This is a genomic window from Methylomicrobium agile (genome assembly GCF_000733855.1).
Classification (GTDB): Bacteria; Pseudomonadota; Gammaproteobacteria; order Methylococcales; family Methylomonadaceae; genus Methylomicrobium; species Methylomicrobium agile.
Genome location: NZ_JPOJ01000001.1, coordinates 2,279,047 through 2,303,694, shown reverse-complemented (window position 1 = coordinate 2,303,694; position 24,648 = coordinate 2,279,047). Strand labels below are relative to the sequence as shown.

The 24,648-nt window shown below is 54.4% G+C and carries 22 protein-coding genes and 1 pseudogene; 10 read left to right on the top strand and 13 right to left on the bottom strand.

The annotated features are described in order from the left end of the window. Window positions 1-82: 82 nt before the first annotated feature. Both CC94_RS0110840 and mtaB read left to right on the top strand, forming a co-directional pair. On the top strand, window positions 83-1,312 hold the full coding sequence (locus tag CC94_RS0110840; RefSeq protein ID WP_031430831.1) for a nucleoside recognition domain-containing protein: 1,230 nt from the start codon (window positions 83-85) through the stop codon (window positions 1,310-1,312). Beyond that, window positions 1,313-2,605, top strand: coding sequence for a tRNA (N(6)-L-threonylcarbamoyladenosine(37)-C(2))-methylthiotransferase MtaB (mtaB, locus tag CC94_RS0110835; protein ID WP_031430829.1), 1,293 nt, complete (start codon window positions 1,313-1,315; stop codon window positions 2,603-2,605). It begins immediately after the preceding gene. A 1,220-nt stretch (window positions 2,606-3,825) separates the two neighbouring features. Here the strand turns inward: mtaB and CC94_RS0110830 are convergent. From CC94_RS0110830 to CC94_RS0110820, 3 genes are all read right to left on the bottom strand, one after another. Beyond that, a complete protein-coding gene (locus tag CC94_RS0110830; RefSeq protein WP_031430827.1) occupies window positions 3,826-4,197 on the bottom strand; it encodes a hypothetical protein in 372 nt (123 codons plus the stop codon). Window positions 4,198-4,406: 209 nt separating this feature from the next. Continuing rightward, window positions 4,407-4,745, bottom strand: coding sequence for a hypothetical protein (locus tag CC94_RS0110825; RefSeq protein ID WP_031430825.1), 339 nt, complete (start codon window positions 4,743-4,745; stop codon window positions 4,407-4,409). Window positions 4,746-5,102: 357 nt separating this feature from the next. Continuing rightward, window positions 5,103-5,447 (bottom strand): hypothetical protein, encoded by a 345-nt coding sequence (locus CC94_RS0110820; RefSeq protein ID WP_031430823.1) that lies wholly within the window; start codon window positions 5,445-5,447, stop codon window positions 5,103-5,105. 394 nt (window positions 5,448-5,841) lie between these two features. Between CC94_RS0110820 and CC94_RS22345 the strand changes: the two genes are divergently transcribed. Then, window positions 5,842-6,324 carry a helix-turn-helix domain-containing protein gene (locus tag CC94_RS22345; protein WP_051911467.1) on the top strand — a complete coding sequence of 161 codons (483 nt, stop codon included), beginning with the start codon at window positions 5,842-5,844 and terminating at the stop codon, window positions 6,322-6,324. 325 nt (window positions 6,325-6,649) lie between these two features. Beyond that, window positions 6,650-8,170 (top strand): lipopolysaccharide biosynthesis protein, encoded by a 1,521-nt coding sequence (locus tag CC94_RS0110810; protein ID WP_036303917.1) that lies wholly within the window; start codon window positions 6,650-6,652, stop codon window positions 8,168-8,170. A gap of 316 nt (window positions 8,171-8,486) precedes the next feature. On the opposite strand, the gene tadA is transcribed toward CC94_RS0110810, so the two are convergent. The 7 genes from tadA to CC94_RS0110775 form a co-directional block, all read right to left on the bottom strand. Next, window positions 8,487-8,948 (bottom strand): tRNA adenosine(34) deaminase TadA, encoded by a 462-nt coding sequence (gene tadA, locus CC94_RS0110805; protein WP_031430817.1) that lies wholly within the window; start codon window positions 8,946-8,948, stop codon window positions 8,487-8,489. Further along, complete coding sequence (guaA, locus tag CC94_RS0110800) at window positions 8,939-10,525, bottom strand: glutamine-hydrolyzing GMP synthase (RefSeq protein ID WP_031430815.1); 1,587 nt, start codon at window positions 10,523-10,525, stop codon at window positions 8,939-8,941. Before guaA ends, tadA begins: the two co-directional genes overlap by 10 nt. 117 nt (window positions 10,526-10,642) lie before the next feature. Beyond that, on the bottom strand, window positions 10,643-12,109 hold the full coding sequence (gene guaB, locus CC94_RS0110795; protein WP_031430814.1) for an IMP dehydrogenase: 1,467 nt from the start codon (window positions 12,107-12,109) through the stop codon (window positions 10,643-10,645). Window positions 12,110-12,925: 816 nt separating this feature from the next. Then, window positions 12,926-14,302: a methanethiol oxidase gene (gene mtoX, locus CC94_RS0110790; protein WP_031430813.1), complete on the bottom strand. Its 1,377-nt coding sequence runs from the start codon at window positions 14,300-14,302 to the stop codon at window positions 12,926-12,928. A gap of 8 nt (window positions 14,303-14,310) precedes the next feature. Then, window positions 14,311-14,499 carry a (4Fe-4S)-binding protein gene (locus tag CC94_RS0110785; RefSeq protein WP_031430812.1) on the bottom strand — a complete coding sequence of 63 codons (189 nt, stop codon included), beginning with the start codon at window positions 14,497-14,499 and terminating at the stop codon, window positions 14,311-14,313. 18 nt (window positions 14,500-14,517) lie between these two features. Continuing rightward, on the bottom strand, window positions 14,518-14,796 hold the full coding sequence (locus CC94_RS0110780) for a DUF4242 domain-containing protein (RefSeq protein ID WP_031430811.1): 279 nt from the start codon (window positions 14,794-14,796) through the stop codon (window positions 14,518-14,520). Between the two features lie 17 nt (window positions 14,797-14,813). Next, window positions 14,814-15,443, bottom strand: a complete 630-nt coding sequence (locus tag CC94_RS0110775; RefSeq protein WP_036303915.1) for a TetR/AcrR family transcriptional regulator — start codon at window positions 15,441-15,443, stop codon at window positions 14,814-14,816. A gap of 147 nt (window positions 15,444-15,590) precedes the next feature. Here CC94_RS0110775 and CC94_RS0110770 point away from each other — a divergent pair, with 147 nt between their 5' ends. The 6 genes from CC94_RS0110770 to CC94_RS0110740 all read left to right on the top strand — a co-directional run bounded on the left by CC94_RS0110770 (window position 15,591) and on the right by CC94_RS0110740 (window position 20,302). Then, window positions 15,591-16,088, top strand: a complete 498-nt coding sequence (locus tag CC94_RS0110770; RefSeq protein ID WP_031430809.1) for a low molecular weight protein-tyrosine-phosphatase — start codon at window positions 15,591-15,593, stop codon at window positions 16,086-16,088. 9 nt (window positions 16,089-16,097) lie between these two features. Continuing rightward, window positions 16,098-16,817, top strand: coding sequence for a dienelactone hydrolase family protein (locus CC94_RS0110765; RefSeq protein WP_031430807.1), 720 nt, complete (start codon window positions 16,098-16,100; stop codon window positions 16,815-16,817). Between the two features lie 228 nt (window positions 16,818-17,045). Continuing rightward, window positions 17,046-17,858 (top strand): L,D-transpeptidase family protein, encoded by an 813-nt coding sequence (locus CC94_RS0110760; protein ID WP_031430805.1) that lies wholly within the window; start codon window positions 17,046-17,048, stop codon window positions 17,856-17,858. Window positions 17,859-18,278: 420 nt separating this feature from the next. Then, a protein-coding gene (locus CC94_RS25505) for an IS5 family transposase (RefSeq protein WP_157203341.1) occupies window positions 18,279-19,045 on the top strand; the annotation gives its coding sequence in 2 pieces (ribosomal slippage) (window positions 18,279-18,654 and window positions 18,654-19,045; 768 coding nt in all). A gap of 138 nt (window positions 19,046-19,183) precedes the next feature. Then, window positions 19,184-19,561, top strand: coding sequence for a thioredoxin family protein (locus tag CC94_RS0110745; RefSeq protein WP_005369687.1), 378 nt, complete (start codon window positions 19,184-19,186; stop codon window positions 19,559-19,561). 12 nt (window positions 19,562-19,573) lie between these two features. Beyond that, window positions 19,574-20,302, top strand: a complete 729-nt coding sequence (locus CC94_RS0110740; protein WP_005369685.1) for a cytochrome c biogenesis CcdA family protein — start codon at window positions 19,574-19,576, stop codon at window positions 20,300-20,302. Between the two features lie 159 nt (window positions 20,303-20,461). On the opposite strand, the gene tolA is transcribed toward CC94_RS0110740, so the two are convergent. From tolA to CC94_RS0110730, 3 genes and pseudogenes are all read right to left on the bottom strand, one after another. Next, window positions 20,462-21,070 (bottom strand): cell envelope integrity protein TolA, encoded by a 609-nt coding sequence (tolA, locus tag CC94_RS22340; RefSeq protein ID WP_031430803.1) that lies wholly within the window; start codon window positions 21,068-21,070, stop codon window positions 20,462-20,464. A 39-nt stretch (window positions 21,071-21,109) separates the two neighbouring features. Beyond that, window positions 21,110-21,256 (bottom strand): annotated as a pseudogene (locus CC94_RS25500) (zinc-ribbon domain-containing protein); the annotation flags it as partial. Between the two features lie 275 nt (window positions 21,257-21,531). Next, on the bottom strand, window positions 21,532-24,561 hold the full coding sequence (locus CC94_RS0110730) for a type I restriction endonuclease subunit R (protein ID WP_005369681.1): 3,030 nt from the start codon (window positions 24,559-24,561) through the stop codon (window positions 21,532-21,534). Window positions 24,562-24,648: the final 87 nt, after the last annotated feature.

Here is a 24,648-nt window from a genome sequence, read left to right as displayed (position 1 = left end):
TTGGTATTTCCTCTCCCAGGCTGCGTCATCCGGCGCAGCCTTTTTTTGCCTGCGCGGCCTGTCCACAAAACATAAAACCATGCTGCTCAATCTGATCTGGAGCGGCTTTTTCCTGATCGCCTTGCTCACGGCCGCGGTCAAGCTGGTATTTCTCGGCGACACGCAGATCTTTGCCGGCCTCATGTCCGCGCTGTTCACCCAGGCGAAAGCCGCGTTCGAAATTTCCCTGGGCCTGACCGGCGTGCTATCGCTCTGGCTCGGCATCATGCGGGTCGGCGAAAAAAGCGGCTTCGTCCAATTGCTGACGCAGGGCCTGACGCCGCTGTTCAGCCGCCTGATGCCGGACATTCCGAAAAATCATCCGGCGCTCGGCGCGATCGTGATGAACATTTCCGCCAACGCGCTCGGCCTCGACAACGCCGCCACCCCGCTCGGGATCAAGGCGATGAAGGAATTGCAGACGCTAAACCCGAATCCCGAAACCGCCAGCAACGCGCAAATCCTGTTTCTGGTGATCAATACTTCCTCGGTAACGCTGTTCCCGGTCACCATCTTTACCTACCGCGCCCAACTCGGTGCGGCGAATCCGACCGACGTCTTCATCCCGATCCTGATCGCCACTTATTTCTCGACGCTGGCCGGCCTGCTGGCGGTCGCATTCATGCAGAAGATCAACCTGTTCGACAAAGTCGTAATGGCCTATCTGGCCGGGATGACCCTGCTGATCGGCGGCCTGCTCGCGTACTTTACCTCGCTGCCGCAGGAAGCCATGCTCGCGCAATCGGCATTGATCAGCAATGCGGTCCTGTTTTTGCTGGTGGTTGTATTTATCGCCGACGCGTTCTATAAAAAGGTCAATGCCTACGAAGCGTTCGTCGAAGGGGCCAAGGAAGGCTTCCAGACCGCGATCACGATCATTCCGTATCTGGTCGCGATGCTGGCCGCGATCGGCGTTTTTCGGGCCAGCGGCGCCCTGGACATCCTGAACGACGGGATGCGGTTTTTAACGAGGTGGTTTCAGGTCGACAGCCGCTTTATCGACGCGCTGCCGACCGCCCTGATCAAACCCTTCAGCGGCAGCGGCGCCCGCGCGCTGATGATCGACACGATGAAAACGCTCGGCGCCGACTCGTTTGCGGGCCGCCTGTCCTGCATCATCCAGGGCAGCACCGAAACGACCTTTTACGTGCTGGCGGTTTACTTCGGCGCGGTCGGGATCAAAAATATCCGCCACGCCGCCGGTTGTGGGATAATGGCGGATTTTGCGGGCGTGATCGCCTCCATTTTGATTGCTTATCGGTTTTTCGGATAGATGTTAGTTCATTTGCAAACCCTCGGCTGCCGACTCAACGAAGCGGAACTCGAAACCTGGGCGCAGGATTTCGAGCGCGCCGGCCATCGGATCACCGCCCGGCCGGAAGCCGCCCAGTTGATCGTGCTGAATTCCTGTGCGGTGACCCGCGACGCGGCCCGCAAATCGCGCCAGTCGATCCGCCGCATCCACCGCGACAACCCGCAGGCGAAACTGGTCGTCAGCGGCTGCTACGCGACGCTGAATCAGCAGGAAGCCGAGGCCGAAATGGGCGTCGACCTGGTGATCGGCAACCGGGACAAGGACAAGCTGGTCGAAAAAGCGCTGAACGAACTGAACCTGGACAGCATGCCCGCGCAGGCGACCGAACCCGGCGAATTTTCGCTGTTTACCCGCGGCCGCCAGCGCGCGTTCGTGAAAGTCCAGGATGGCTGCCGCTACCGCTGCACGTTCTGCATCGTGACCGTGGCCCGGGGCGAAGAAAAAAGCCGGCCGATCGAGGCGGTGATCGAGGAAATCCACGCACTCTACAACCAGGGCATCTCCGAAATCGTGCTAACCGGCGTGCATCTCGGCGGCTACGGCAGCGACCTGAATTGTAACCTGACCGACCTCATTAGAGCGATTCTTGCCGAAACGGACATGCCGCGCATCCGTCTCGGCTCGCTCGAACCCTGGGAATTGAACGACGGCTTTTTCGAATTGTTCGACAATCCCCGGCTGATGCCGCATTTGCACCTGCCCTTGCAGAGCGGCTCGGACAGCGTGCTGCGACGGATGGCGCGGCGCTGCAAAACGCAGGAATTCACTGAAATCGTGCATCGCCTGCGCCGGCAGATTGCGCATTTCAACGTCACGACCGACATCATCGTCGGCTTTCCGGGCGAAACCGAGCAGGAATGGCAGGACAGTGTCGATTACATTGCCGCGACCGGCTTCGGCCACCTCCACATCTTCACCTATTCCCGGCGCGAAGGCACCAAGGCCGCCACGCTGCCGGGCCAGGTCGGCAATGCGGTCAAAAAGCAGCGTAGCGCCGACCTGCACCGTCTGGCCGAAGAAATGAAGCTGAAATTCTACCGGGACAATCTGGGCCGCGAGTTTCCGGTGTTGTGGGAAGGCTACAGCGAGCCTTGCGGCGATAACCGGCAGCGAGTCTTCGGCTACACCCCGAACTACCTGAAAGTCGGCTGCATTGTAAATCAAGACAAATCGGTCGAAAACCGGGTGATCGATGCCCGCCTGACCGAAGCCGGACAACACTGGATCGCCGGCGAATTGGCCGAACAGTAGGACGACAGGCGGACGGATCTTTCCGCGCAAGCCACTGCGACACTGCTGGCTTGAGAGAAAGACGTTTCAAAACGCGAAACGCCCATCTTGATGCGCAATCCCGATGCGCTATGAACCAGATATACCAGGAGTAGGGCGGTTTCGCGCCAGCAAACCGCCATGCCAAACGAAGCGCCGGTGCGCCGTTCCGGTGGATTGCCTAACGGCGAATCCACCCTACAATTCATCCACCTTACGAGCCGAGTAGGTCGGGCACGCTTTTTGTGCCCGACACTGCAGGGTTTCAATTGGGTAGCGGCTTCAGATTATCGCACTAGCAAAGTGAGATTGACCCTTAACGTCGGGCAACGATGAAGCTGTTGCCCGACCTACCCGGCTAACGGCGAATTTACCCTACAATTCATCCATCTTATGGGTTTGTTGGTGCAGCAAAAAATTGTTTTTATTAAGCATAATTAAAAATTCTGCATTTACTTTGAGCCGAGCCCTTTAAGAAATATGGAAACAAAAGCAACAAAAATTTTAACTATTGCTGAAATCAAACTAAATATAATTTTAGGGCTCACTACCAATAATATACCAAATACTACAGCTACTATAAATACAATTGCCATTTTAAATTCACTTTTTTATTGTCGTATATGCAAGATTTCAATTTGGTAGCGGCTTCAGATTGCCGCAATAGCAAAGTAAGATTACCATCTAACCACCTAACTATGGCTCTAAGGGGTGCGTAGCGAAACGGAACGCCCCTCTGAGCAAAATGTTACTGCACCACAAGTGGAACAATACTAGTATTCTGGCCTTTGTTCATGCATCGTCCAATTGCCACAATTTGGACATTTCTTACCTTTTGCCATGAATGGTCCTCTAACCTTATACATTTTCACTCTTTATCTTGGGGTTGAAATTTATTGGTTTTGATTTCCATAGCCTCTTTCTTTGAGAACTATTGAGGCTGCTATTTTTTATGTCATAGAGCCATTCTTTAAGGGCCGTAAGTGCGATTAGTGAAGGAAGCTGTGAAAGTATTCAGAAATTTCAGATCAGCACCCATTTATTGTGGATATTGTAAATTTTGAGTACTACATATTGTGCTAAAAATCTCAAAAAACGAATACTTCCACAGCCTCGAAGCGTAATCGCACACATGCGGGGTAGCAACCGATGCTGCATCGAAACTACCATCAACTCAACATGCTACGCGGGCTGTTTTTTATTCAAGCTTTAGGCTTACGGCGCCTCAAAACAAGTCTTTCCTTTGAATACTCAATCTCCTCATAGCCTTTGAATAAAGCAATTATTAAGCTAATTCCTAAAGATGCCGCGACAATGATAGTGGCGATTTCAAGCCCGCTAAGTGCCGCAGCAGGCGCCGCAACAAAATAGGACATACCACCTGTAACGGGCGCTGTAATAGTTGCTGTGCCCAGCAAAGCTGTAATTACCGCTAAAGTACCAGCGCTAAGCAGTGTGACTTTTTGGGCTCGTTTCAGCTTATTGGCAAGTTCACCTATAACGACAATTTCGCTCGCATTCGAGTTCTTTGCTTGTGATAACTCTTCTTTGGTGTTAACAGTAACGCTATCCATTGATACCTCTATTGCATCAAGGTAGGACAGCCAGTTGCCCGACTGCCCCCTCACAAATCCCGGCAAGCAGAATTACCGCACCGGGCTTTTCAACGTTGTTTGTTTCGCACTGGGGTCCACCCGGTTTAGAAAGCATAACAAATCCTAGGTCTGGCGATGTTGAAAAGGGTGGCATTCCCTTTGTCCAAGAATTAGTGATTAGAACCAGATTAACCCTTCTCGAAATTCCTAATTGCCTCACGGATTTCTTCAAATTCCCTGCCATTTTCCAACTCAATAGTGCGCTTTATTCCATTAATCGTCCGCTTCCAACGCTCTTCATTCCCAACTGCACTAACAGAAGAGTAAGGGGCATTTCGGTAGAGAGCAAGAATGGCCAGCGCACCAACTATATCGTATTGATTTGACTCTCTCCGTTCTTTATATATTTCTTCAAGCCTATCCGGAGATATTGAACGGATTTTCTCCCAACTCAAGGCAATCCCTTTAATCGCAGCATTCTGCGTCGCATCACCAAGACCCTTCATAAGGCTGCCAAAGAAACTCATAGATCAACTCCTAACGTTTTAAATTGAGGGCCATAGCGCGCATGCGAGGCAGCAACCGACGCCGCATCGCGATCACTAACATGCGTCCGATTATGCTTCGAGGCTGTGAAAGTATTCAGAAATTTTCAGATCAGCACCCACTTATTGTGGATATTGTAAATTTTGAACACTACATATTGTGCTGAAAATCTCAAAAAACGAATACTTTCACAGCCTCCTTCGCTAATCGCACCTACGCGGGCTAGTAGCCAGTCATATTGAAGTAAAAGTAAAATCAGACCTACACAGTTTACAAAACCTCGTAGGTCTTTTAGCGCGGTAATCTTCGCTGGCAATACAAAATATGTTAACTGGCTACTAGTTGCAGTTGCGTAACTCTTGAAAATCAAAATCTGATAACTTAGCCCAGCCAATTAATTTTCCTGCATTTTCATTCGGCGGTGTATCCCAGCCAGGCGTTGCAATAAGTTGAATAAAACCACCTTTAGCTTCTGCACCGATAGTGAATGCTTCAAAAGTAGTTAAGGCTACTTTATCACTCCTGCTATTCGGGTTGCGAAAAATATATACCGTGTTTTTGAACTTGAGAGAACCGTCTTTCGCTTGTGTCGTTTTCGGGTAGACACATTGTCCGATATTACCTGCTGCGATAGCAGAGAAGCTGAAAAGAAGACCGAGTACGGTAGTTGCAAAACTCTTCATCTAAAGAATACTCCTACGGGTTAATTGTTAATGCCTAATGCCTAATGCCTTGTAAAAATAAAACTCTTTTATATTCATGATATGAAAAATTTAGTACATCCTAAACGCCATACCAAACCCGTCAAACAACAAATCTAGCCAAACGCCTAAGAAGAATAGACGTGACGTGCTTTTTGTGCTCGACATTGCAGGGCTTCAATTGGTAGTGGCTTCAGATTGTCGCAATAGCGAAGCAAAATTACCATCTAACATCGGCAACGATGAAGCTGTTGCCCGACCTACTCGGCTGACTCGAAACCACCCCACTCGCTACCAGATGGTTCAATTATGATAGAATCAGCAAGAAAAGTCGTCATACTTAAAATCTACATTTTGTCAACGAATTCCCTACACTATGAACACTCAAGAACTACAAATTAAAATTGGCAAAAAGATAAAAGAGTTGCGTCTAGTTAATGGATGGACCCAAGAACAAACCTCTGAAAAGCTGCATGTTTGCCGCAATACTTACAGCGATATTGAATTAGGTAAAACGGATATCTGCCTTTCTCGTTTAGTTCAATTGGCGAATTTTTATAGTGTTGACGTTAACTACTTCTTAGACGACAAAGAGAGAGTTGTCTTCTATTTAACAGGAAATCAGAACACCCAAGCTAACCAAAATATAGAAAAGCAATGTAATGAGTACCATCGTAGCCCGGAAGACGAAAAATTACGCGATAAGCTGGAAGAGATGCAAGCTAAACTCGACGAAGTAAAAGCGGTAGAAAATCAACTTTTAAAAGAGCAAATTTCTCAACTGAAAGAGCAAATTAGCCAATTAAAACAAATCAATTCCTTATCCTCTGCCCTCGATAAAAGCACGAACGCTGGATAGGGCATATATCAACGCCGTGGAAGTTTGTGGGAAACCCGTAAAGTGAATGAATTGTAGGATGGATTCGCCGTTAGCCAATCCACCGAAACGGCGTACCGGCGCTTCGTTTGGCATGGCGGTTTGCTGGCGCGAAACCGCCCTACTCGCTATGGTCCTTATCATCCTCTTATCTGAACTCAGCCGGATGATCCGCTGAGCAAAGCTATTGAGCTGGCGAATAGCCATGCCGCTCAAGCGACTCCAGGATTAAATCTTGATAAATCCGCAATGAAGCGATTGAAAGCATTCCTGTATAATTTCAGCTTCAAATACGACATTACATCGAATGGGCATCATCAAAAAACTCGCCTCGCAAACCGCCATCTACGGCCTGAGCAGCATTTTCGGGCGGTTTTTGAATTACCTGCTGGTGCCGCTTTATACCTACCATTTCTCGGCCGCGGAATACGGGGTGGTGTCGGAGTTTTACGCCTATGCCGGATTCTTTGCGGTATTGCTGGTGTTCGGCTTCGAGACCGGCTATTTCCGCTTCCGCGACAAAAGCAATCCGCAGCGCGACAGCGCCTATTCGACCGCGTTGTGGTTTGTGCTGGGGGTCAACCTTGCTTTTCTGCTGCTGATAGGGCTTATTCGGACACCGCTCTCCGAGGCGCTGCATTATGCCCATCACCCCGAATATGTGGAGTGGTTTGCGATCATTCTCGGGCTCGATGCGATCGCCTCGATTCCGTTCGCAAGGCTTCGGGCCGAAAACAAGGCGTTCCGGTTTGCGGGGATCAAGATCATCGAAATTGGGGTCACGGTCGGCCTGAGCCTGTTTTTCATCGCCTATTGTCCGCCGCTGTACGCGAAGAACGAGCACGTCTGGTTTGCGCCGATCTATGACCCCGGCATCGGCCTCGGCTACGTGTTCATCGCGAATCTGGCTGCGAGCGGGGTCAAATTCGTGCTGTTGACGCCGCAACTGAAAGGGTTGATTTGGGGCTTCGACAGCGTTTTATTCAGAAAGATGGTCGGTTATTCGCTGCCGATGGTGGTGATCGGTTTCGCCGGCATCGTCAATGAAATGCTGGACCGGGCCTTGCTGAAATATCTGTTGCCGCACGACCCGCTGACCAACATGCGCATGCTCGGGATCTACAGCGCCTGTTACAAGCTGTCGATCCTGATGTCGCTGTTCATCCAGGCATTCCGTTATGCGGCCGAGCCGTTTTTCTTCGCCTACGCGGACAGGAGCGATGCGCGCCGGGTCTATGCGGACGTGATGAAATATTTCGTGATTTTCTGCATGGCGATCTTTCTGCTGGTCACCCTGTACATCGATTTCTTCCAGTATTTCATCGGCCGGGAATACCGGGCAGGGCTCGGCGTGACGCCGATCCTGCTGCTCGCGAACCTGTTTCTGGGCATTTATGTGAATCTGTCGATCTGGTACAAGCTGACCGACCGGACGCTGATGGGCGCGTTCGTTTCGCTCGGCGGCGCACTGATCACGGTCGGCCTGAACCTGTGGTGGATTCCGCTGTACGGCTATGTCGGTTCGGCCTGGGCGACGCTGGCCTGCTATGCAGCGATGGCTGTCGTTTCGTACCTGTTGGGGCGAAGATACTACCCGGTCGCCTACGATCTGAAACGGATCGCTTTTTATATCGCTTTCGGGCTTGGCCTGTATTTCGCCCGTGAGCCGTTGCTGACTTACGGCTTCAGGAACTGGCAGGCAGGTACTTTATTGATGGGAAGCTATTTGCTGAGTGCCGCACTGTTCGAGTTTCGCGGCTTGTTCCATTTTCGAAAAAAATTGCCGGCTGGTGATTCCGGCAAATCTTTAGGTCCCGGTAGGAAATAACTTTCCGAATGCGATTGTGATGAAAAGCGGATGATTCATTCCCCTCTTTGAAAAAGACGACTGCATGGGCAGAGATTTGCTCCTCGGCAACCGCTTCTTGCGTTGTCCTACCTCTTGCCTCCCTGCAGTCGTGCAATCGCTGCATTCACGCATCCCTGGCATTCATGCAGGAGGTACGACACCACGGATGGGGAAGGTGGAACACGCGATCGAGGGCAACGCAGGAAGCAGTTGCCGAGAGGCGCCAGCCGAAACCCATCGATCGAAAACCATCGCGGAGCTTCATGTTGGGCTACGGCTGATGCCTACGATTTATTCAGCGCCTGGCTTTAAAAAAGCTTTTCAGCAGCTCGGAGCATTCGGCTTCCAGCACGCCGCCCTGCCATTCGACGCGGTGATTCAAAAAGCTCGCATCGCTCAGGCTCAGCGCATGGCAGACCGCGCCGCGCTTCGGATCGAAAGCCCCGAACACCAGTCTTTTGATCCGGGCATGGCTGATCGCGCCCATGCACATCACGCAGGGCTCCAGCGTCACATAGAGCGTCGTATCGACCAGACGGTAATTACCGACCGCCCTGCCCGCCTCGCGCAGCGCGACGATTTCGGCATGCGCGGTCGGATCATGAGCGACTATCGGGCTGTTCCAGCCTTCGGCGATGCAGCGGTCGTTCTTAACCACGACCGCGCCGACCGGCACTTCGCCCAGCGCTTCGGCGCGTTCGGCGAGCCTCAGCGCATGCCGCATCCAGGCGGCATCGTCCGTATCGCTTACTCCCATTCAATCGTTGCGGGCGGCTTGCCGGAAATGTCGTAGGTAACGCGCGAGATGCCCGGCACTTCATTGATGATCCGCCGCGACACCAAGTCGAGAAACTCGTAAGGCAAATGCGCCCAGCGCGCGGTCATGAAATCGATCGTTTCGACCGCCCGGAGCGCGATCACGTAATCGTAGCGGCGGCCGTCACCCATCACGCCGACCGATTTGACCGGCAGGAACACCGCAAAAGCCTGGCTAACCTTGGAATATAAATCGTGCCGGTACAATTCCTCGATGAAAATCGCATCGGCCCGGCGCAATAGATCCGCATAGTCCTTTTTCACTTCGCCCAGGATACGCACGCCGAGGCCCGGCCCCGGAAACGGATGGCGATGGATCATATCGGCGGACAGTCCCAACTCTAAACCCAGCTTTCTGACTTCGTCCTTGAACAGTTCGCGGAGCGGCTCGACCAGCTTCAAAGCCATATTTTCGGGCAGGCCGCCGACATTGTGATGCGACTTGATCAGGTGCGCCTTGCCGCTTTTCGCGCCGGCCGATTCGATCACATCCGGATAGATCGTACCCTGCGCCAGCCATTTCGCATCGGTCAGCTTGGCCGCTTCCTCGTCGAAGATCTCGACGAACAGACCGCCGATGATCTTGCGTTTCCGCTCGGGATCGGTCACGCCGTTCAGCGCGGCCATGTAACGCGCTTCCGCATCGACCCGGATCACCTTGATGCCCATGTGCTCGGCGAACATCGCCAGCACCTGGTCGCCTTCGTTCAGCCGCAACAGGCCCGTATCCACGAACACGCAGGTCAATTGGCCGCCGATCGCCTTGTGCAGCAGCGCCGCGACCACCGACGAATCGACGCCGCCGGACAGGCCCAGGATCACCTGGTCGCTGCCGACCTTCGCTCGCACCGCCCGGATGCTGTCCTCAATGATGTTGTCTGCGGTCCACAGCGCTTCACAACCGCAGATCTCCAGCACGAAGCGGGAAAGAATCCGGCCGCCCTGCTTCGTGTGGGTCACTTCGGGATGGAACTGCAGGCCGTAAAAATGCCTTTCCTCGTTCGCGATGCCGGCGATCGGCGCGCCGTCGGAGCTGGCAATCCGCTTGAAGCCTTCGGGCAACTCGGTAACCCGGTCGCCGTGGCTCATCCAGACATCCAGAAGGCCGTAGCCTTCCTGCGAAACATGGTCCTCGATGTCGAGCAGCAGTCGCGAATGGCCGCGCGCGCGGATCTGCGCATAACCGAATTCGCGGTGATGCGACGATTCGACCTTGCCGCCGAGCTGCTCGGTCATCGTCTGCAGGCCGTAGCAGATGCCCAGCACCGGCACCCCGGCTTCGAAGACGACCTGCGGCGCGCGCGGGGTGTCGTCGCTGGTCACCGTTTCGGGACCGCCGGAGAGGATGATCCCTTTCGGCGCGAAGCGCTTGATCTCGTCGGCATCGCAATCGCAGGAAAAAATTTCCGAATACACGCCGATTTCGCGAATCCGGCGCGCGATCAGTTGGGTGTACTGCGAGCCGAAATCCAGGATCAGGATCTTGTCGGTATGGATGTTCGCGTGCGTGTGTTGCATTTTTAAAACTCTTGATAAGGTCTAAAAAAACAAAGGGCTCGACAGAGCCCTTTTGCAGATGGTACGGTAATCAAACCGGCTTGGCCGTAAGGTACGCACAGCGTACCCTACCGAAATCTAATCCAGCCGGTAGTTAGGCGCTTCCTTGGTGATCGTCACGTCGTGCACATGGCTTTCGCGCATGCCGGCGCTGGTCACGCGCACGAACTGCGCTTTCTCGTGCAGCGTGGCAATCGTCTGGCTGCCGGTGTAGCCCATGCTGGCGCGAATGCCGCCGAGCAATTGATGAATCACCGCAAGCAAGCTGCCTTTGTAAGGCACGCGACCTTCGATACCTTCCGGCACCAGTTTTTCGGCCGAGTCGGTTTCTTCCTGAAAATAACGGTCGCTCGAACCCTGAGTCTGGGACATCGCACCCATCGAACCCATGCCGCGGTACGATTTGTACGAACGGCCCTGATACAGTTCGGTTTCGCCCGGCGCTTCCTCGGTGCCGGCAAACAGGCCGCCGAGCATCACCGCATACGCGCCGGCGGCCAGCGCCTTCGCCACATCGCCGGAATAACGGATGCCGCCGTCGCCGATCAAAGGCACGCCGGTGCCTTTCAGCGCCAGCGCGACATTGCTGATCGCGGTGATTTGCGGAACCCCGACACCGGCGACGATCCGGGTCGTGCAGATCGAGCCCGGACCGATGCCGACCTTAACGCCGTCCGCGCCGGCCTCGACCAGCGCCAGCGCCGCCTCGGCGGTCGCGATATTGCCGCCGATCACCTGCACGTCCGGATAATGTTTCTTGACCCAGCGCACCCGGTCCAGCACGCCCTGCGAATGGCCGTGCGCGGTATCGACCACGATCACATCGACCCCGGCCGCCACCAGCGCCTCGACACGCTCTTCGGTGCCGTGCCCGGTGCCGACCGCCGCGCCGACACGCAGCCTTTCCAGATCGTCCTTGCAGGCCTGCGGATAATCTTTCGCCTTCTGGATATCCTTGACCGTGATCATGCCGCGCAAATGGAAATCGTCGTTCACGACCAGCACTTTTTCGATCCGGTGTTTATGCAGCAGCGCGATCACCTCCTTGCGGTCCGCATTTTCGCCGACCGTGACCAGCCGCTCTTTCGGCGTCATGATTTTATTGACGGCTTCGTCGTAGCGGGTTTCGAAGCGCAAATCGCGGCTGGTCACGATCCCGACCAGTTCGTCGCCGTCCACGACCGGCACGCCGGAAATGCTTTTCGCCCGGGTCAATCTGAGTACGTCGCGAATGCTGGCGTCCGGCGTTACCGTAATCGGGTCCTTGATCACGCCACTTTCGTATTTCTTCACGCTTTGCACTTCGCGCGCCTGCTGCTCGGCGGTCATGTTCTTGTGGATGATCCCGATGCCGCCTTCCTGCGCCATCGCGATCGCGAGCCGTGCCTCGGTCACCGTATCCATCGCCGCGGAAACAAGCGGAATGTTCAGGGTAATCCCGCGCGTCAGTTGCGTTTTCAATTCGACTTCACGCGGCAACACGGTCGAGTGCGCGGGCACCAGTAACACGTCATCGAATGTGAGCGCTTCTTGAACTATATGCATAAACCGCACCTGCAGATAATAAATTAACCGATTATATTACCATACCCGGTCAGTTTTTGTAAGCGTCTTTATATTACCGACCGTGTATGCCGAAAACTTTGCACGCTTTGCACGAACACTCCCGCCTCTCCCCAAATATTATTGTATTGAATGACTCAAATTTTCACTGTATCAGGCCGGCGTAACTTTGAAAATTTCTTTGCTGCACATAAACAATACAGAGTCGTAGGATGCGGTGAGGAACGAACCGCATCAATCGCGAACGATGCGGTTCGTTCCTCACCACAATCCTACGGCCCTGATTCGTTCGGAAACCGCACCGGAATCGGTCGATTTGGCCGGAGTGTTTCCTATTCACTTCGAATCCCGGCATTTCCAGAAAAACCGATCTGAACCGCCAGGATTGAAGCTAGAGCATTTTCGTTTCGGGTTTACGTTCATAAGCCATGCCGCTTAAGGATTGGGCTCCCAATCACTTCCCGGCACAAGACCTGCCAGGTTTTAAAAACCTGGCAGGTCTACCCCCACATCGGGAAGTTAATATCGGCCAAATCCTCAGTTGAGGGAAAGTCGTTATTTCGGCAAGGATCGCCGGACGATCTGTAAGGATACAGGCGTTAGAGCAACGCCGGGAGCGGTTGCCGAATCCAGAAGCCAAGGATGGCGGGTGCTAATACATCCCTGTCATCTGGATCTCGGCAATCCCTGCCGAGATGACGGCTTGACTTAACGGTATTATGCCTCCTACACGCGATATGAAAATGCTCTAGGATTGCATCATCGGGCTTTGAACAAAAGAGGCCCGCCTGACGCTATTTATTTTTTCGCCAGCACGCCTTCGGCATTGTCCGGCTTGTTCGCGCTGTACAGGGAATAGGCATTGAACACCATCTGATGCGCCCGGCCCAGTTTTTCCTGGGTAAAGTCGATCGCGAACTTTTGGGTCAATTGCTTGCCGTCCCAAGCATAGCCTTTCAGGAACTGCTCGTTGTCCGCGCCTTTCTTATCCCAGTTCGCGAGTAAGGATGAGGTGTAATACAGGCGCTTGCCGTCCCAGCTCGACGACACCATGTTCACCTGCGCGCCGATTTTTTGCTCGTACACCGGTTTCGGCTTGAACGGATCGGTGATGTCGAACGCGCGCGTCTTGCCGTCCATGAAGGTGTTGACCCAGAGCATCCTGTCGTCGCTCGAAATCGAGATGTCCACCGGCAGCGGCACCTTGGACGGATCGCCGACATCGGCAACTTCCTTCGCCTGCCATTCGCCTTGGTCATCCTCGTAGATCAGCCAGATTTTCGAAGTCAGCGCGGTGCTGGTAAAGCAATAGTTGTGATTCTCGCCCCAGGCGCAGCGGATTTCGAGCGGCGCGCCGGGCACGTCGAAGACCTTTTTCGGCTGCTTGCTGTGCAGGTTCCACTGCACCACCGTATTGCCGAAGCGCTTCATCGCTTCCGGATCGTTCAGCATCTTGCCGAAATCCATCATGTAGTTCGACCAGCCGGTAAACGACGAAGTCAGCATCAGGTTGCGCCGCGGCAAAACCCGCACGTCGTAGCCGTAGCCGTCCGCATATTTGCCGGACTTGAGCGCGCCTTCGAGGTCGCTGTCGGTGGGCGTCCAATGCGTAGCGATATATTCGCCGTCATTGGTATATTCGACCAGGCCGGTGCGGCCGCCGTGATCTTTATTATTCGACAGGCCGGTAATGATCATCCGGCCCGGCAGTGCGTAGGTCGAATGCGGGCCGACCACGCCGCCGCTGTTCGCGACGAAATCGGTGATCGTCTTGACCAGTTTCGGTTTGGCCGGATCGGTATGCACGTCGAAAATGAACATCTTGCTGGTGTCCAGCGACGCGGCCCAGAGGAACTGGCGGTCGTCGGTAAAACCGGAGTGGTGCGCTTCGTTGCGGCCACCGACCGACAGCGTGCTCACAACCTTGCCGTAAGTCGGCGATTTCGGATTCACGTCGACCGTGACCAGTTTATCCTGTTCGTCCCCGACGCCTTCCAGCCCCAGTGTCCAAACATAGACGAAATCTTCCTGGCCGACGATCTTGGCCATGTAAGGCGATTGGCAGGTTTCGTCGGCAAGCGCGCCTTCCGTGCCCAGACTCGCCACGGCAAGCGTAGATGCCGCGAAGGCGCAGGCCCTCGCCAGGGCGCGCAGTGGATGTGTGTAGTTCATCATGACATTCCTCAATTGTTATTCGCCAACCTATTGCAGCACCCGGAAGAGCACTGGTCGACTGTGTTTTTGATTGTTTCTTCGCTCGCCTTCTCCGCATCGATCACGAACCGGCCGTCCTCGATTTTGAATACTTCGGGCAGCGAGCCGACACATACGCCGGCATGGCAGCATTTATCCTGATCCCATGTAACGCACATGGCGGCTTCCTTGCCAGGTTAACGGCTTTCGGCGGTGGTCGGATCGATCACGGTCCTGACTTCGGAGATCCGGTTGGCCGGAAAGCCGCCTTTTTCGGCATGCTCCCTGACGCTGGCTTCGTCCGGCGCGATATACACGCAATAGACCTTGTCGTCGGTCACATAGCTTTGCACCCACTGGATTTGCGGCCCCATGGAGCGAAGCACGCCGCATGACTTTTCGGAGATGCCTTGCAGCTGTTCCGGGGTTAAGGCGCCGGCATTCGGAATGTCGCGTTCGATGATGTATTTGGGCATTGCGGTTCTCCTCGTAGTTATGAATGGCCCGCCCGGCAGGGCGGAATGGGTCGAGCCTTGAAATAATCGCCGAGCAGGTCGCGGCAGCATTGCCGGAGCGGCTCGGCCGATTTTTCGATTTTCATGCGCAGCAGCGCGCCCTGCCAGGCGTTCGTCAACAGATCGGCCATCGCCTCGGCGGACTTGTCGGTTCTGACGGTACCTTGCCGCTGCGCGGCGGCCAGTCCTTTCGCCAATAAATCACGGTAGCGGTGCACGGCCTGTTGCAGCGATTCCCGGCACGGCTCGCTGGTGTCGCCGACCTCGCCCATCAGATTGCCGAGCAGACAGCCCCCCTGAAACCCGGAGGTTTCCAGCGCGCCGATCAATTCATCGAAATAGCGTTCGATCGCACCCAGCGCATCGCCCTCTCCGTCCCGCAGGTGGCCGTCGAGCTGCCGGATGAACGGCTCGATATAGTGCCGGACCACTTCCGCGGCGAACTGCTCCTTGCTGCCGAAATAGTTGTAGAAGGACCCCTTCGGAATCCGCACCGCATCGAGAATCTCCTTCAGCCCGGTGCCGTGGTAGCCCTGCCGCATCAGCAAGGACACACCCTGGCTCAAGAGGTTTTCGCGATTGAATTGTTTTTGTGATTTGGTTTCCATGAAAAAATAATATGACCGGTCGTCTCAATATGTCAAGATAAATTTTTAGCGAAAGCTCCGGGCTTGACGGAACTCCGCCCTTCGCTCTTCGACTTTCTTCATCTTCGCATTACAATACTCTCAACTCAATTTCAATCATTCGACCGTATGCAAAAAGTCAAAGTCCTATTCGTCTGCATGGGCAACATCTGCCGTTCGCCGACGGCCGAAGGCGTCTTCACCAAGCTCGTGCACGAGCGTGATCTAGCCCATCATTTCTCGATCGACTCGGCCGGCACCCATGCCTATCATGTAGGCGATGCGCCCGATCGGCGCGCGGAAAAAGCGGCCGGCGAACGCGGAGTCGACATTTCGCATTTGCGCGCACGGAAATTCGTACTCGGCGATTTCGAAGATTTCGAGTATATCCTCGCCATGGACGGCGACAACTATGCGATTCTGTCTTCGGCCTGCCCTGCGCCGCACCGGCACAAAATCAACTATTTCCTCGACTACGCGCCGCACCTCGGCACCCGCGAAGTCCCCGACCCGTATTACGGCGGCGCCTACGGCTTCGAACGGGTACTGGACATGGTGGAAGCCGCTTCGGAAGGCTTTCTGAACGAATTGCTCGAAACGGGCAAAATCAAATCGAACAAACAATAGGAGCATGTTATGGCGATCGTCTCGAATACCGTCAATTACATGGACGGCGACACCGTTCTGGAAGCCTTTTTCGCCTACGACGACGCGATCGAAGGCCGCCGCCCGGCCGTATTGATCAATCACGCCTGGGGCGGCCGCGACGAATTCGTCGGCAACAAGGCGATCAAGCTCGCCGAACTCGGCTATGTCGGCTTCGCGCTCGACATGTACGGCAAAGGCGTGCTGGGCTCGGGCCCCGAGGAGAACGCGAAACTGATGCAGCCGTTCGTCGACGACCGCGCGAAGCTGCAAAGACGGATCGGCGCCGCACTGTCCGCGGCAAAGCTGCTGCCCTGGGTCGACGACAAAAAAATCGCCGCGATCGGCTTCTGCTTTGGCGGCCTCTGCGTGCTTGACCTGGCGCGGACCGGTGCGGACCTCAAGGGAGTGGTCAGTTTTCACGGCCTGCTGAACGCGCCGGGCAATACCGAAGACAAGCCCGTCAGGGCCAAGATCCTCGCCCTGCACGGCCACGACGACCCGATGGTGCCACCGGAGCAAGTACTCGCATTCGAACGGGAAATGACCAAGGCCGGCGCCGACTGGCAGGTGCATGTGTACGGCCACACGATGCACGCCTTCACCAACCCGGTCGCGAATAACCCGGATTTCGGCACGGTTTACCAGGCCGACGCGGACCGGCGTTCGTGGATTGCGATGAAGCAGTTTCTGGAGGAAATTTTCGAATAGCCGCGGATCATCGGCGAACTTCCTTGCAGGAACGGCTTAAAAAGCGGCTCGTCACCTTTGGACAACGATCGGCGATCTAAAAGTACAATTTTCGCTCTAATGATTAAGCTGCTTCGAGACCTTTGCCGGAACAATCGGGAGGTGGTCAATACGAAGAAAAAATGGAGGCATGACGAACGGCATTCAAAAGGCTATCATTTATTCACCTTAATCTCAGCCTTGACCTCAATGAATAAACCCACAGCCAAGATCATTGCCGGCCTGGCCTTGACCGGATTGCTCGTCGCCTGTTCCGGGCACAAGCCTGCCTCCCTCGCGCCCAGGATCGCCGCCGTCAAGCCCCAACCCCAGGTCCAGCCCGACCGGCAAATGCAAATGTATTACATCCCTCCCAAGCCGTCCGGCGAACGGACCGTAGCGGATGTGCTGCAAATTTACGGCGAACATACCACGACCAAACTCAAATCCTATTTCGCCAAAGCCAAAGTTTCCTATCCTCCGCAGGAAGTCACCCTTGTGGCCTTGAAACAGGAAATGAAGCTGGAGCTCTGGGCCCGGGACAGCGGCGCATTCCGTTTCATCCGCGACTACCGCATCCGCGCCGCCAGCGGCGTGTCCGGCCCCAAACTGCGCCAGGGCGACATGCAGGTCCCGGAAGGCATCTACCGAATTGCGGGACTGAATCCGAACAGCCATTTCCATTTATCGATGAAGCTCGATTACCCGAACGAATTCGACCTTTTCCATGCCTGGCAGGAGGGGCGCACGAATCCCGGCTCGGATATTTTCATCCACGGCCAGGCCAAGTCCATCGGCTGCCTGGCGATGGGCGATGAAACCATCGAGGAACTGTTCGTGCTGGCCGCGCACACGGGCGCAGGAAACGTGAAAGTCGTGATCGCTCCGCACGATCCGAGGACTTATCCGCTGGCGGCGGATATCGAAGGACTGCCGGCGTGGACCCCGGAGCTGTATTCGATCATTTCCCGCGAAATTAACGCCCTGACGCCTGGGGTAAAATCGGCGAAAACGGGGTTGTGATCATCGAGCTTGAAAATTTCAGGCTATACTTTTTTGTAATGTACATAGCTCGCTCTAGCAGGCAAGTTTGAAATCGGGGCCGGGTAATCCGGCCGAAACCCGAAGCTTTTTAACCCCGTCCCCCACGTTTAAAGACCTACCGCCAACATAAAATCATTGTCTGTATTCGCGCGATTCCAAACGTTACGGACGGGATAAATATCCCGTCCGGCATCGGTATCTTACGGGTTCAGTCCCGTAGGGTACGCTGTGCGTACCTTCCATGTTGAAAGGTACGCACAGCGTACCCTACGGGGCTGGCTTCAGACGGTGAGGACTTCCCTACACACGATATGAAAATGCTCTAGATAGTGTCGTCACAAGATAAGTCTTTGTCAGGTATAATACGGAGATTGTCGTTGCTGATGAGATTAAAGAGCCATGTCCCAACCTGCCCACCGCCGCCATGACATTTCCGATACGGTTTGGAGCTTACTGGAACCCCATCTGCCCGGCCGTGCCGGGGCCTGGGGCGGAAAAGCGCGAGACAACCGCTTGTTTATCAATGCGGTCTTCTGGATTTTGCGTACCGGTGCGCCATGGCGCGACCTGCCACCTGACTATGGCGATTGGAAGAACACCCATCGCCGGTTTTGCCGTTGGCGAGATCACGGCGTCTGGGAAGCCCTGTTGGAACAGTTGGTCACCGAACCCGACTATGAATGGTTGATGATTGATGCCAGCCACATCAAAGTCCATCCGCATGCGACCGGCGCGCAAGGCGGCAATCAGGGCATGGCGGTCACAAAAGGGGGCTCAACAGTAAGATACATCTGGCCGTGGATGCGCATGGTATGCCGGTCAGAATCCTTATTACAGCAGGTACCACAGCAGATTGTTCGCAGGCTTCAGCCTTGATCGAAGGCGTGGATGCTCAGTACTTATTGGCGGACAAAGGCTACGATAGCGATGCTATCGTAGCCCAAGCCGAAGCAAATCAGATGACGGTGGTCATTCCGCCACGCCGCAATCGAAAACAACCCCGCGACTACGATCGCGACCTGTACAAACTGCGGCATTTAGTAGAAAACGCGTTCTTGCACCTCAAGCGCTGGCGAGGTATTGCCACACGCTATGCCAAGAACACCGCATCGTTCCTGGCCGCTGTGCAGATCCGGTGCATCGCCCTGTGGACAGCTATCTTATGACGACACTATCTAGTGAATAAAGTCTCTGTTTTAGGTAATGAACTTTTTAGAGCATAGGCTATTCTATTTTTTGCCGGTTTATGAGGCTTTATCCGGCTCTTTCCAAAAAACGATGGGTTGATAATAGGTAATAACACGATGATTCCATTTTTGCGTTCCCTGATTTTACTGGGGTTGTTGACCGGTACCGCCGCGGCTTCGGAGGAAGCGTTTACCCAGACGGCTTTCGATCGTTTACAACAGCAAGGCGCTCCGATTCTGGTGTGGATTCATGCCGATTGGTGTCCGACCTGCCGCGCCCAGGAGCCGGTTTTAAAAGAACTGCTGGAGCAGGAAGAGTTCAAGCCGATCCGGGCGCTGCGCGTCGACTTCGACCGACAGAAAGAGATCGTGAAAGCGTTCAAAGTGCTCAAACAAAGCACCTTGATCGTATTCAAGGGCGGCAAGGAAGTCGACCGGAACTTGGGCGTGACCCGCGAACAGGACATCGCGGATTTCTTAAGAAAAGCCTTGTAACCGGCCGCCGCGATGATTGTGGGCATGGGCGTTTATGGGCTCAGTCTCGTAGCGGGAATGCTGTCCACGCTGTCGCCGTGCACGTTGCCGTTGATCCCGATCATTCTCGGCACCGCCTTGACGGCGCATCGATGGGGACCCTGGGCATTGGCTGCCGGTCTGGCGCTCGCCTATGCGCTGGCAGGCATCTTTTTGGCTACCGTAGGTCAGATGATCGGGTTGGACCCGGCGCTTTTCCGCTATTTTGCCGCCGGGCTATTGATCCTGTTCGGAGGGGTGTTGCTGTCGGCGCGATTACAAGGGGTTTTTGCGGAAGCCTTGGCGGGCTTGAGTCGCCGAGGTCAATCCTGGCTCGAACACGTAGCAACCGACTCTTTGGCAGGGCAGTTTCTGTTGGGCGCATTGTTGGGCATCGTCTGGAGTCCTTGCGTCGGCCCGACCCTGGGCGCGGCGATTGTGCTCGCCGGCCAGGGCAAAGACCTCGTTCACGTATCGGCCATCATGGCCTTATTCGGCGTGGGCGCCGCGCTGCCATTGGTTGGCTTGGGTTTGATGTCGCATCAAGCCATGCGGCGTTTTAGAAGCCGGTTGCTCGCGACCGGCACCCTCGGTAAAAAACTATTGGGCTCGATGCTGTTGCTGTTAGGTTCGATTGTGGTGACCGGGATGGATAAGGTGTTTGAAGCCTGGATTTTAACGCACGCCCCGGCATGGCTGAGCAACTTGACGATTTCGGTTTAAGGTCGTGCCCTTTGGGGGACGGGAACGTTCCTTCGCGAATCCAACATAAACAAGGGCCGTAGGATGTGGTGAGGAACGAACCGCATCGTTCGCGATTGATGCGGTTCCTATCGTCACCGCATCCTACAGCCCTATCGAGCTACTGACATCCTGAGCCCTTCATGAAGGGGTGAAGGTAAAAGTGAAGCTTCTGAAACTTTTCTCAAACAAATCTTTATCGGCCGGAACCGGCAGCGGCGAGGCTTGGAGCACCGCATTCCGAGCCGAAGTATCGAACGTTTCATCGCCACTCGTGGCAATGATCTCGGCATCAACGACACGGCCATCCGGCATCAATCTGACTCTGACTCGGCATTTAAGGCCCTTTTTCGCCATTACCGGGCGAATCCAACTGTGGTTTATCTTGAGCCTAATGGCTTGAATCGCGCTGGCGATCTGGGCTTGCTGTGCGGTAGCGAGAGCGTTTGCCTCGGCTTGCGCTCTTGCCGCTGCTTGGGCGGCTTGTTCCGCGGCTTCCTGGCCCTCGCTTTCCATCGCTGATGGCGCCGGTACGGTATCCGGAATCGCCGGGTTGGTGGGGAGTAGAGGGGGGACCGTGGTCGGCTCGGCCGTTACAGGTTGATCCTGCGTTTCTGCGGGCCGGGAATCCGAGGCCGGTTGAATGCCATCGCTATGGCTTTCGTAAAAATCGTAGGCGTTGAACGCCGTCCATAAAAGCAGTAAAGCGGCGGCTCCATATAAAACCGGACGCCCCTTAAAAAACCGCAACCTATCGGCGGTTCGGGCGGAACCGGAAGGGACCAAAGGCGCGCCGCACCGGTCGCAATATCGGGCGGTAGTCCGGTTTTCGGTCTGGCATGAGCGACAGTAAAGTACCTTGAGCAGCGAAGCTCCGCAATGATCGCAAAACTGCGCGTTAGGCCGATTCTCGGTATGACAGAAAGAACACTTCATGCAGGTTAGCCAGTTTTTGAAATGGGGAAGCGATTATGGCATGAGGGTTAGTTGATCGTCATCTCGATATTATCTGCAGCCGATTTTGTTCGTCTGGTTCAGAAAAACATCATTCAAAATGGGATGGTAACCGAATCGCCCCCTTTCGGTATTTTAACTGCCAAGCATGCGGAAGTCTTTAAGTGGTAGGTTATCATTCCAAACTTGGGCTTATCCGCTCTAAACTGACAACCACTTATTCCAATACCTATTCCGCCAAGATTATGATGATGTGATCAAGCCACCATTTGCCGCAAACTCTGCTGCATGGCGGCCTTGAATGCCGGATCGTTGGCCAGCAGTTTATACAGCTCCAATTCATTGCGCCGGTTCTTGAGTATCACGTCTTCGAATATCTTTTCGAATGCCAATAGCCGGGTATGGACATCGGGGTTGTTTTGATATTTTTCCTGGAAATCCGGGTGCGCCTTGATGCCGTCGGCGATGTTGATGAACTTGATGCGTTGCGCTTCCGGCGTTGCACCCCAGCCCTGAAACCAGCGTTCGTTAAAACTGCGGATGATTTCATCCAGCGGATCGCGTTCCCCGCCACCGCCATGCGTTCCACGCGGATTGGAATTTGACGGCTCCAATTCGGATTCACTGGCATCCAAGCCAATGCCGTGATTGAGTTTGATGCGCTCCAGGCCGTATGACGACAAATCGACTGACTCCAGTAATTCGTCAATCCGATCCGCAGAGGGGTCTTTGACGATCAGCTTGGGAATCAAAAATTTCAAGAACCAGAACAGCTTCTCCCACGCCGCAATTTCAAAAGGCATGATGGCGGCCATTTGTCCGTAGATTTTGACGAACTGTTTGGCTTTGATCTTGAAGTCGGCTTTAGCCAGTTCATCGAGCGCCAATTCCTGATTGAACCGGTCCGCCGCCGTATCGATAATCGGGCTCAGTTGCTGGGCATCGGCATTGCCAAAATACAATTCGACAAACTGCTCAATCTCAAACCACTCATATACCGCCACTTCGTCCAGCGCGTCTTTTAACTCATGCAACACATTGACGTCCGTGGCTTCCGACAAGCGCGTGGCGGTGTAAAAAGGATCGAAGGCCGTTTTAATATCGTCCACCGAGTTAAAGAAATCCAGGATGAACAAATCCTCGGTCTTCTTGCCCCACTTCGGCGCCGCCCGATTCAACCGCGACAAAGCCTGCACGGCCAGCACGCCTTGCAATTTTTTATCGACATACATCGCGCACAGCTTGGGCTGATCGAATCCGGTCAAGTATTTGTTGGCCACGATCAACAAGCGATATTCATCTTTATCGAAAGTGTCGCGGGTTTCGTTTTCGGCAAAACTATTGATTTGCGCTTCGCTGTACTCGATGCCATCCACTTCTTTAGTGCCGGAAAAGGCAATCGCGACCTTGAACGGATTGCCTCGATCCGTCAATAACTGGCTAATCGCCCGGTAATAACGAATGGCCGCCTCGATGTTCTGGGTAATCACCATGCCCTTGGCTTTGCCTTTCAGCTTTTTGCTGTTGACCACCTGCGGAATGAAATGGTCCAGCATGATTTCCGCTTTCACGGCAATGGTTTGCTGGTGGCGCTCGACAAAGGCGCGCAGCTTTTTCTGCGCCTTGGCGCTGTCGAACAGCGGATTGTCGGCGACAGATTTTTGGATCTCGTAATAGCTTTTATAAGTGGTGTAGTTGGCCAGCACGTCCAGAATAAAACCTTCCTCGATCGCCTGTTTCATGGAATACAAATGAAAAGGCTCGAAACTGCCATCCGCTTGTTTAACGCCGAACTTTTCCAAAGTGGTGTTTTTCGGCGTCGCGGTAAAGGCAAAATACGAGGCATTGCCGCGCATTTTTCGCGATTGCATGGCTTGCAGGATTTTATCCTGCACATCCACCGCGTCTTCCTCGGCCTGCTCGCTTTTGCCCATCGCCCGGTTCATATTGTCGTGCGCCGAGCCGCTTTGCGAACTGTGGGCTTCGTCGATGATCACCGCAAAACGCTTGTCGCTCAAATCGGCAATGCCGTCGATGATAAAAGGGAACTTCTGGATGGTGGTAATGATGATTTTCTTGCCTTGCTCTAGGGCGCTTTTCAGCTCCGAAGACTTGAATGCCGGGGCGACGATATTCTTGACTTCGGAAAAATCCTTGATATTGTCGCGCAGTTGTTTATCCAGCAGGCGGCGATCGGTGACGACAATCACCGAATCGAACAGCGGCTTTTCCAAAGCGATAGCACCCGGCGTGTCCAGACTGGCCGGATACGCTTCGATCAATTGATACGCCGCCCAGGTGATGGAATTGGATTTACCGGAACCGGCCGAGTGTTGAATCAAATAGGTTTGCCCAACGCCATTTTGACCGGCATGCGCCACCAATTTGCGCACCACATCCAGTTGGTGATAACGCGGAAAAAACAAGGTGCGCTTATCTAGCGGCTCTTTGCTGCTACCGTCCAATCGCACGAAATGCTGAATGATGTTGGCGACGCTGTTCTTGCTGAACACAGCCTGCCATAAATACGCGCTTTTGTGGCCGTTGGGATTGGGCGGATTGCCGGCCCCAAAATTGTGGCCTTGGTTGAACGGCAAAAAAAACGTTTGTTGCCCGGCCAGTTTGGTAGTCATGTAGATTTCGTCGGTATCCACCGCCATGTGCACCAGACAGCGGCCGAATTGCAGCAATGGCTGGTTGATGTCGCGGTCTTCGCAGTATTGTTTCTGGCCGTGGTAACGCGCGGTCTGGCCGCTCCAGGGGTTTTTCAGTTCCAGCGTGGCAAACGGCAGACCGTTGACGAACAGCACCAGATCGATTTCTTCCAGGGTATTGCTCAAGGAATAGCGCACTTGGCGGGTACTGCTAAAGAGGTTGTCGGCAAAGTTTTGTTTCACTTTGTCGGAACTGCTGGCCAGTGGCGCCGGATACATCAGGTGCAAGGTGGCATCGTCGACGCTCAGGCCCTTTTTCAGCAAATGCAGCAGGCCGTATTTCTTGATCAGCTTGTCGAAGCGCTCCAGTACTTTAAGCCGCCAATCGCCGCCGTGCTTTTGCAGTTTTTCCAGCCCGTCATGCTGGGTGTGCTCCAGAAACGCCCAAAAGCGTTTACTGTCGATGGCGTAACGGGCGTTGAAATCCTGCGCCAAGCCGAGTTGGTAGCCGTGGTTGGGGCTGAACGGCAAATCGCCCACTTCGGCAACACTTTTTTGCGCTTCCAGACAGGTGCCGGTCAATTGTTTTTCAATCGCGATTTCCAGTTCTTTCTCGGTGGTTTTGCTGACCATGGCACTCACTTGCTGAATAGACGGGGCTTTGCAGAGCCCAGACGCTCCACAAACGGGTTTGTTGCCGATAGCGGCTCCATATACGAT

Bases quoted from the DNA above. Each gene is read 5' to 3' on its own strand.
- guaB (WP_031430814.1), bottom strand. From the start codon at position 12,109: ATGCATATAGTTCAAGAAGCGCTCACATTCGATGACGTGTTACTGGTG.
- CC94_RS22345 (WP_051911467.1), top strand. From the start codon at position 5,842: ATGAACACTCAAGAACTACAAATTAAAATTGGCAAAAAGATAAAAGAG.
- tadA (WP_031430817.1), bottom strand. From the start codon at position 8,948: ATGGGAGTAAGCGATACGGACGATGCCGCCTGGATGCGGCATGCGCTG.
- CC94_RS0110770 (WP_031430809.1), top strand. From the start codon at position 15,591: ATGCAAAAAGTCAAAGTCCTATTCGTCTGCATGGGCAACATCTGCCGT.
- CC94_RS0110785 (WP_031430812.1), bottom strand. From the start codon at position 14,499: ATGTGCGTTACATGGGATCAGGATAAATGCTGCCATGCCGGCGTATGT.
- CC94_RS0110775 (WP_036303915.1), bottom strand. From the start codon at position 15,443: ATGGAAACCAAATCACAAAAACAATTCAATCGCGAAAACCTCTTGAGC.
- CC94_RS0110780 (WP_031430811.1), bottom strand. From the start codon at position 14,796: ATGCCCAAATACATCATCGAACGCGACATTCCGAATGCCGGCGCCTTA.
- CC94_RS0110810 (WP_036303917.1), top strand. From the start codon at position 6,650: ATGGGCATCATCAAAAAACTCGCCTCGCAAACCGCCATCTACGGCCTG.
- CC94_RS0110765 (WP_031430807.1), top strand. From the start codon at position 16,098: ATGGCGATCGTCTCGAATACCGTCAATTACATGGACGGCGACACCGTT.
- CC94_RS0110760 (WP_031430805.1), top strand. From the start codon at position 17,046: ATGAATAAACCCACAGCCAAGATCATTGCCGGCCTGGCCTTGACCGGA.
- guaA (WP_031430815.1), bottom strand. From the start codon at position 10,525: ATGCAACACACGCACGCGAACATCCATACCGACAAGATCCTGATCCTG.
- CC94_RS0110745 (WP_005369687.1), top strand. From the start codon at position 19,184: ATGATTCCATTTTTGCGTTCCCTGATTTTACTGGGGTTGTTGACCGGT.
- mtaB (WP_031430829.1), top strand. From the start codon at position 1,313: ATGTTAGTTCATTTGCAAACCCTCGGCTGCCGACTCAACGAAGCGGAA.
- CC94_RS0110740 (WP_005369685.1), top strand. From the start codon at position 19,574: ATGATTGTGGGCATGGGCGTTTATGGGCTCAGTCTCGTAGCGGGAATG.
- CC94_RS0110820 (WP_031430823.1), bottom strand. From the start codon at position 5,447: ATGAAGAGTTTTGCAACTACCGTACTCGGTCTTCTTTTCAGCTTCTCT.
- CC94_RS0110730 (WP_005369681.1), bottom strand. From the start codon at position 24,561: ATGGTCAGCAAAACCACCGAGAAAGAACTGGAAATCGCGATTGAAAAA.
- CC94_RS0110825 (WP_031430825.1), bottom strand. From the start codon at position 4,745: ATGAGTTTCTTTGGCAGCCTTATGAAGGGTCTTGGTGATGCGACGCAG.
- mtoX (WP_031430813.1), bottom strand. From the start codon at position 14,302: ATGATGAACTACACACATCCACTGCGCGCCCTGGCGAGGGCCTGCGCC.
- CC94_RS0110830 (WP_031430827.1), bottom strand. From the start codon at position 4,197: ATGGATAGCGTTACTGTTAACACCAAAGAAGAGTTATCACAAGCAAAG.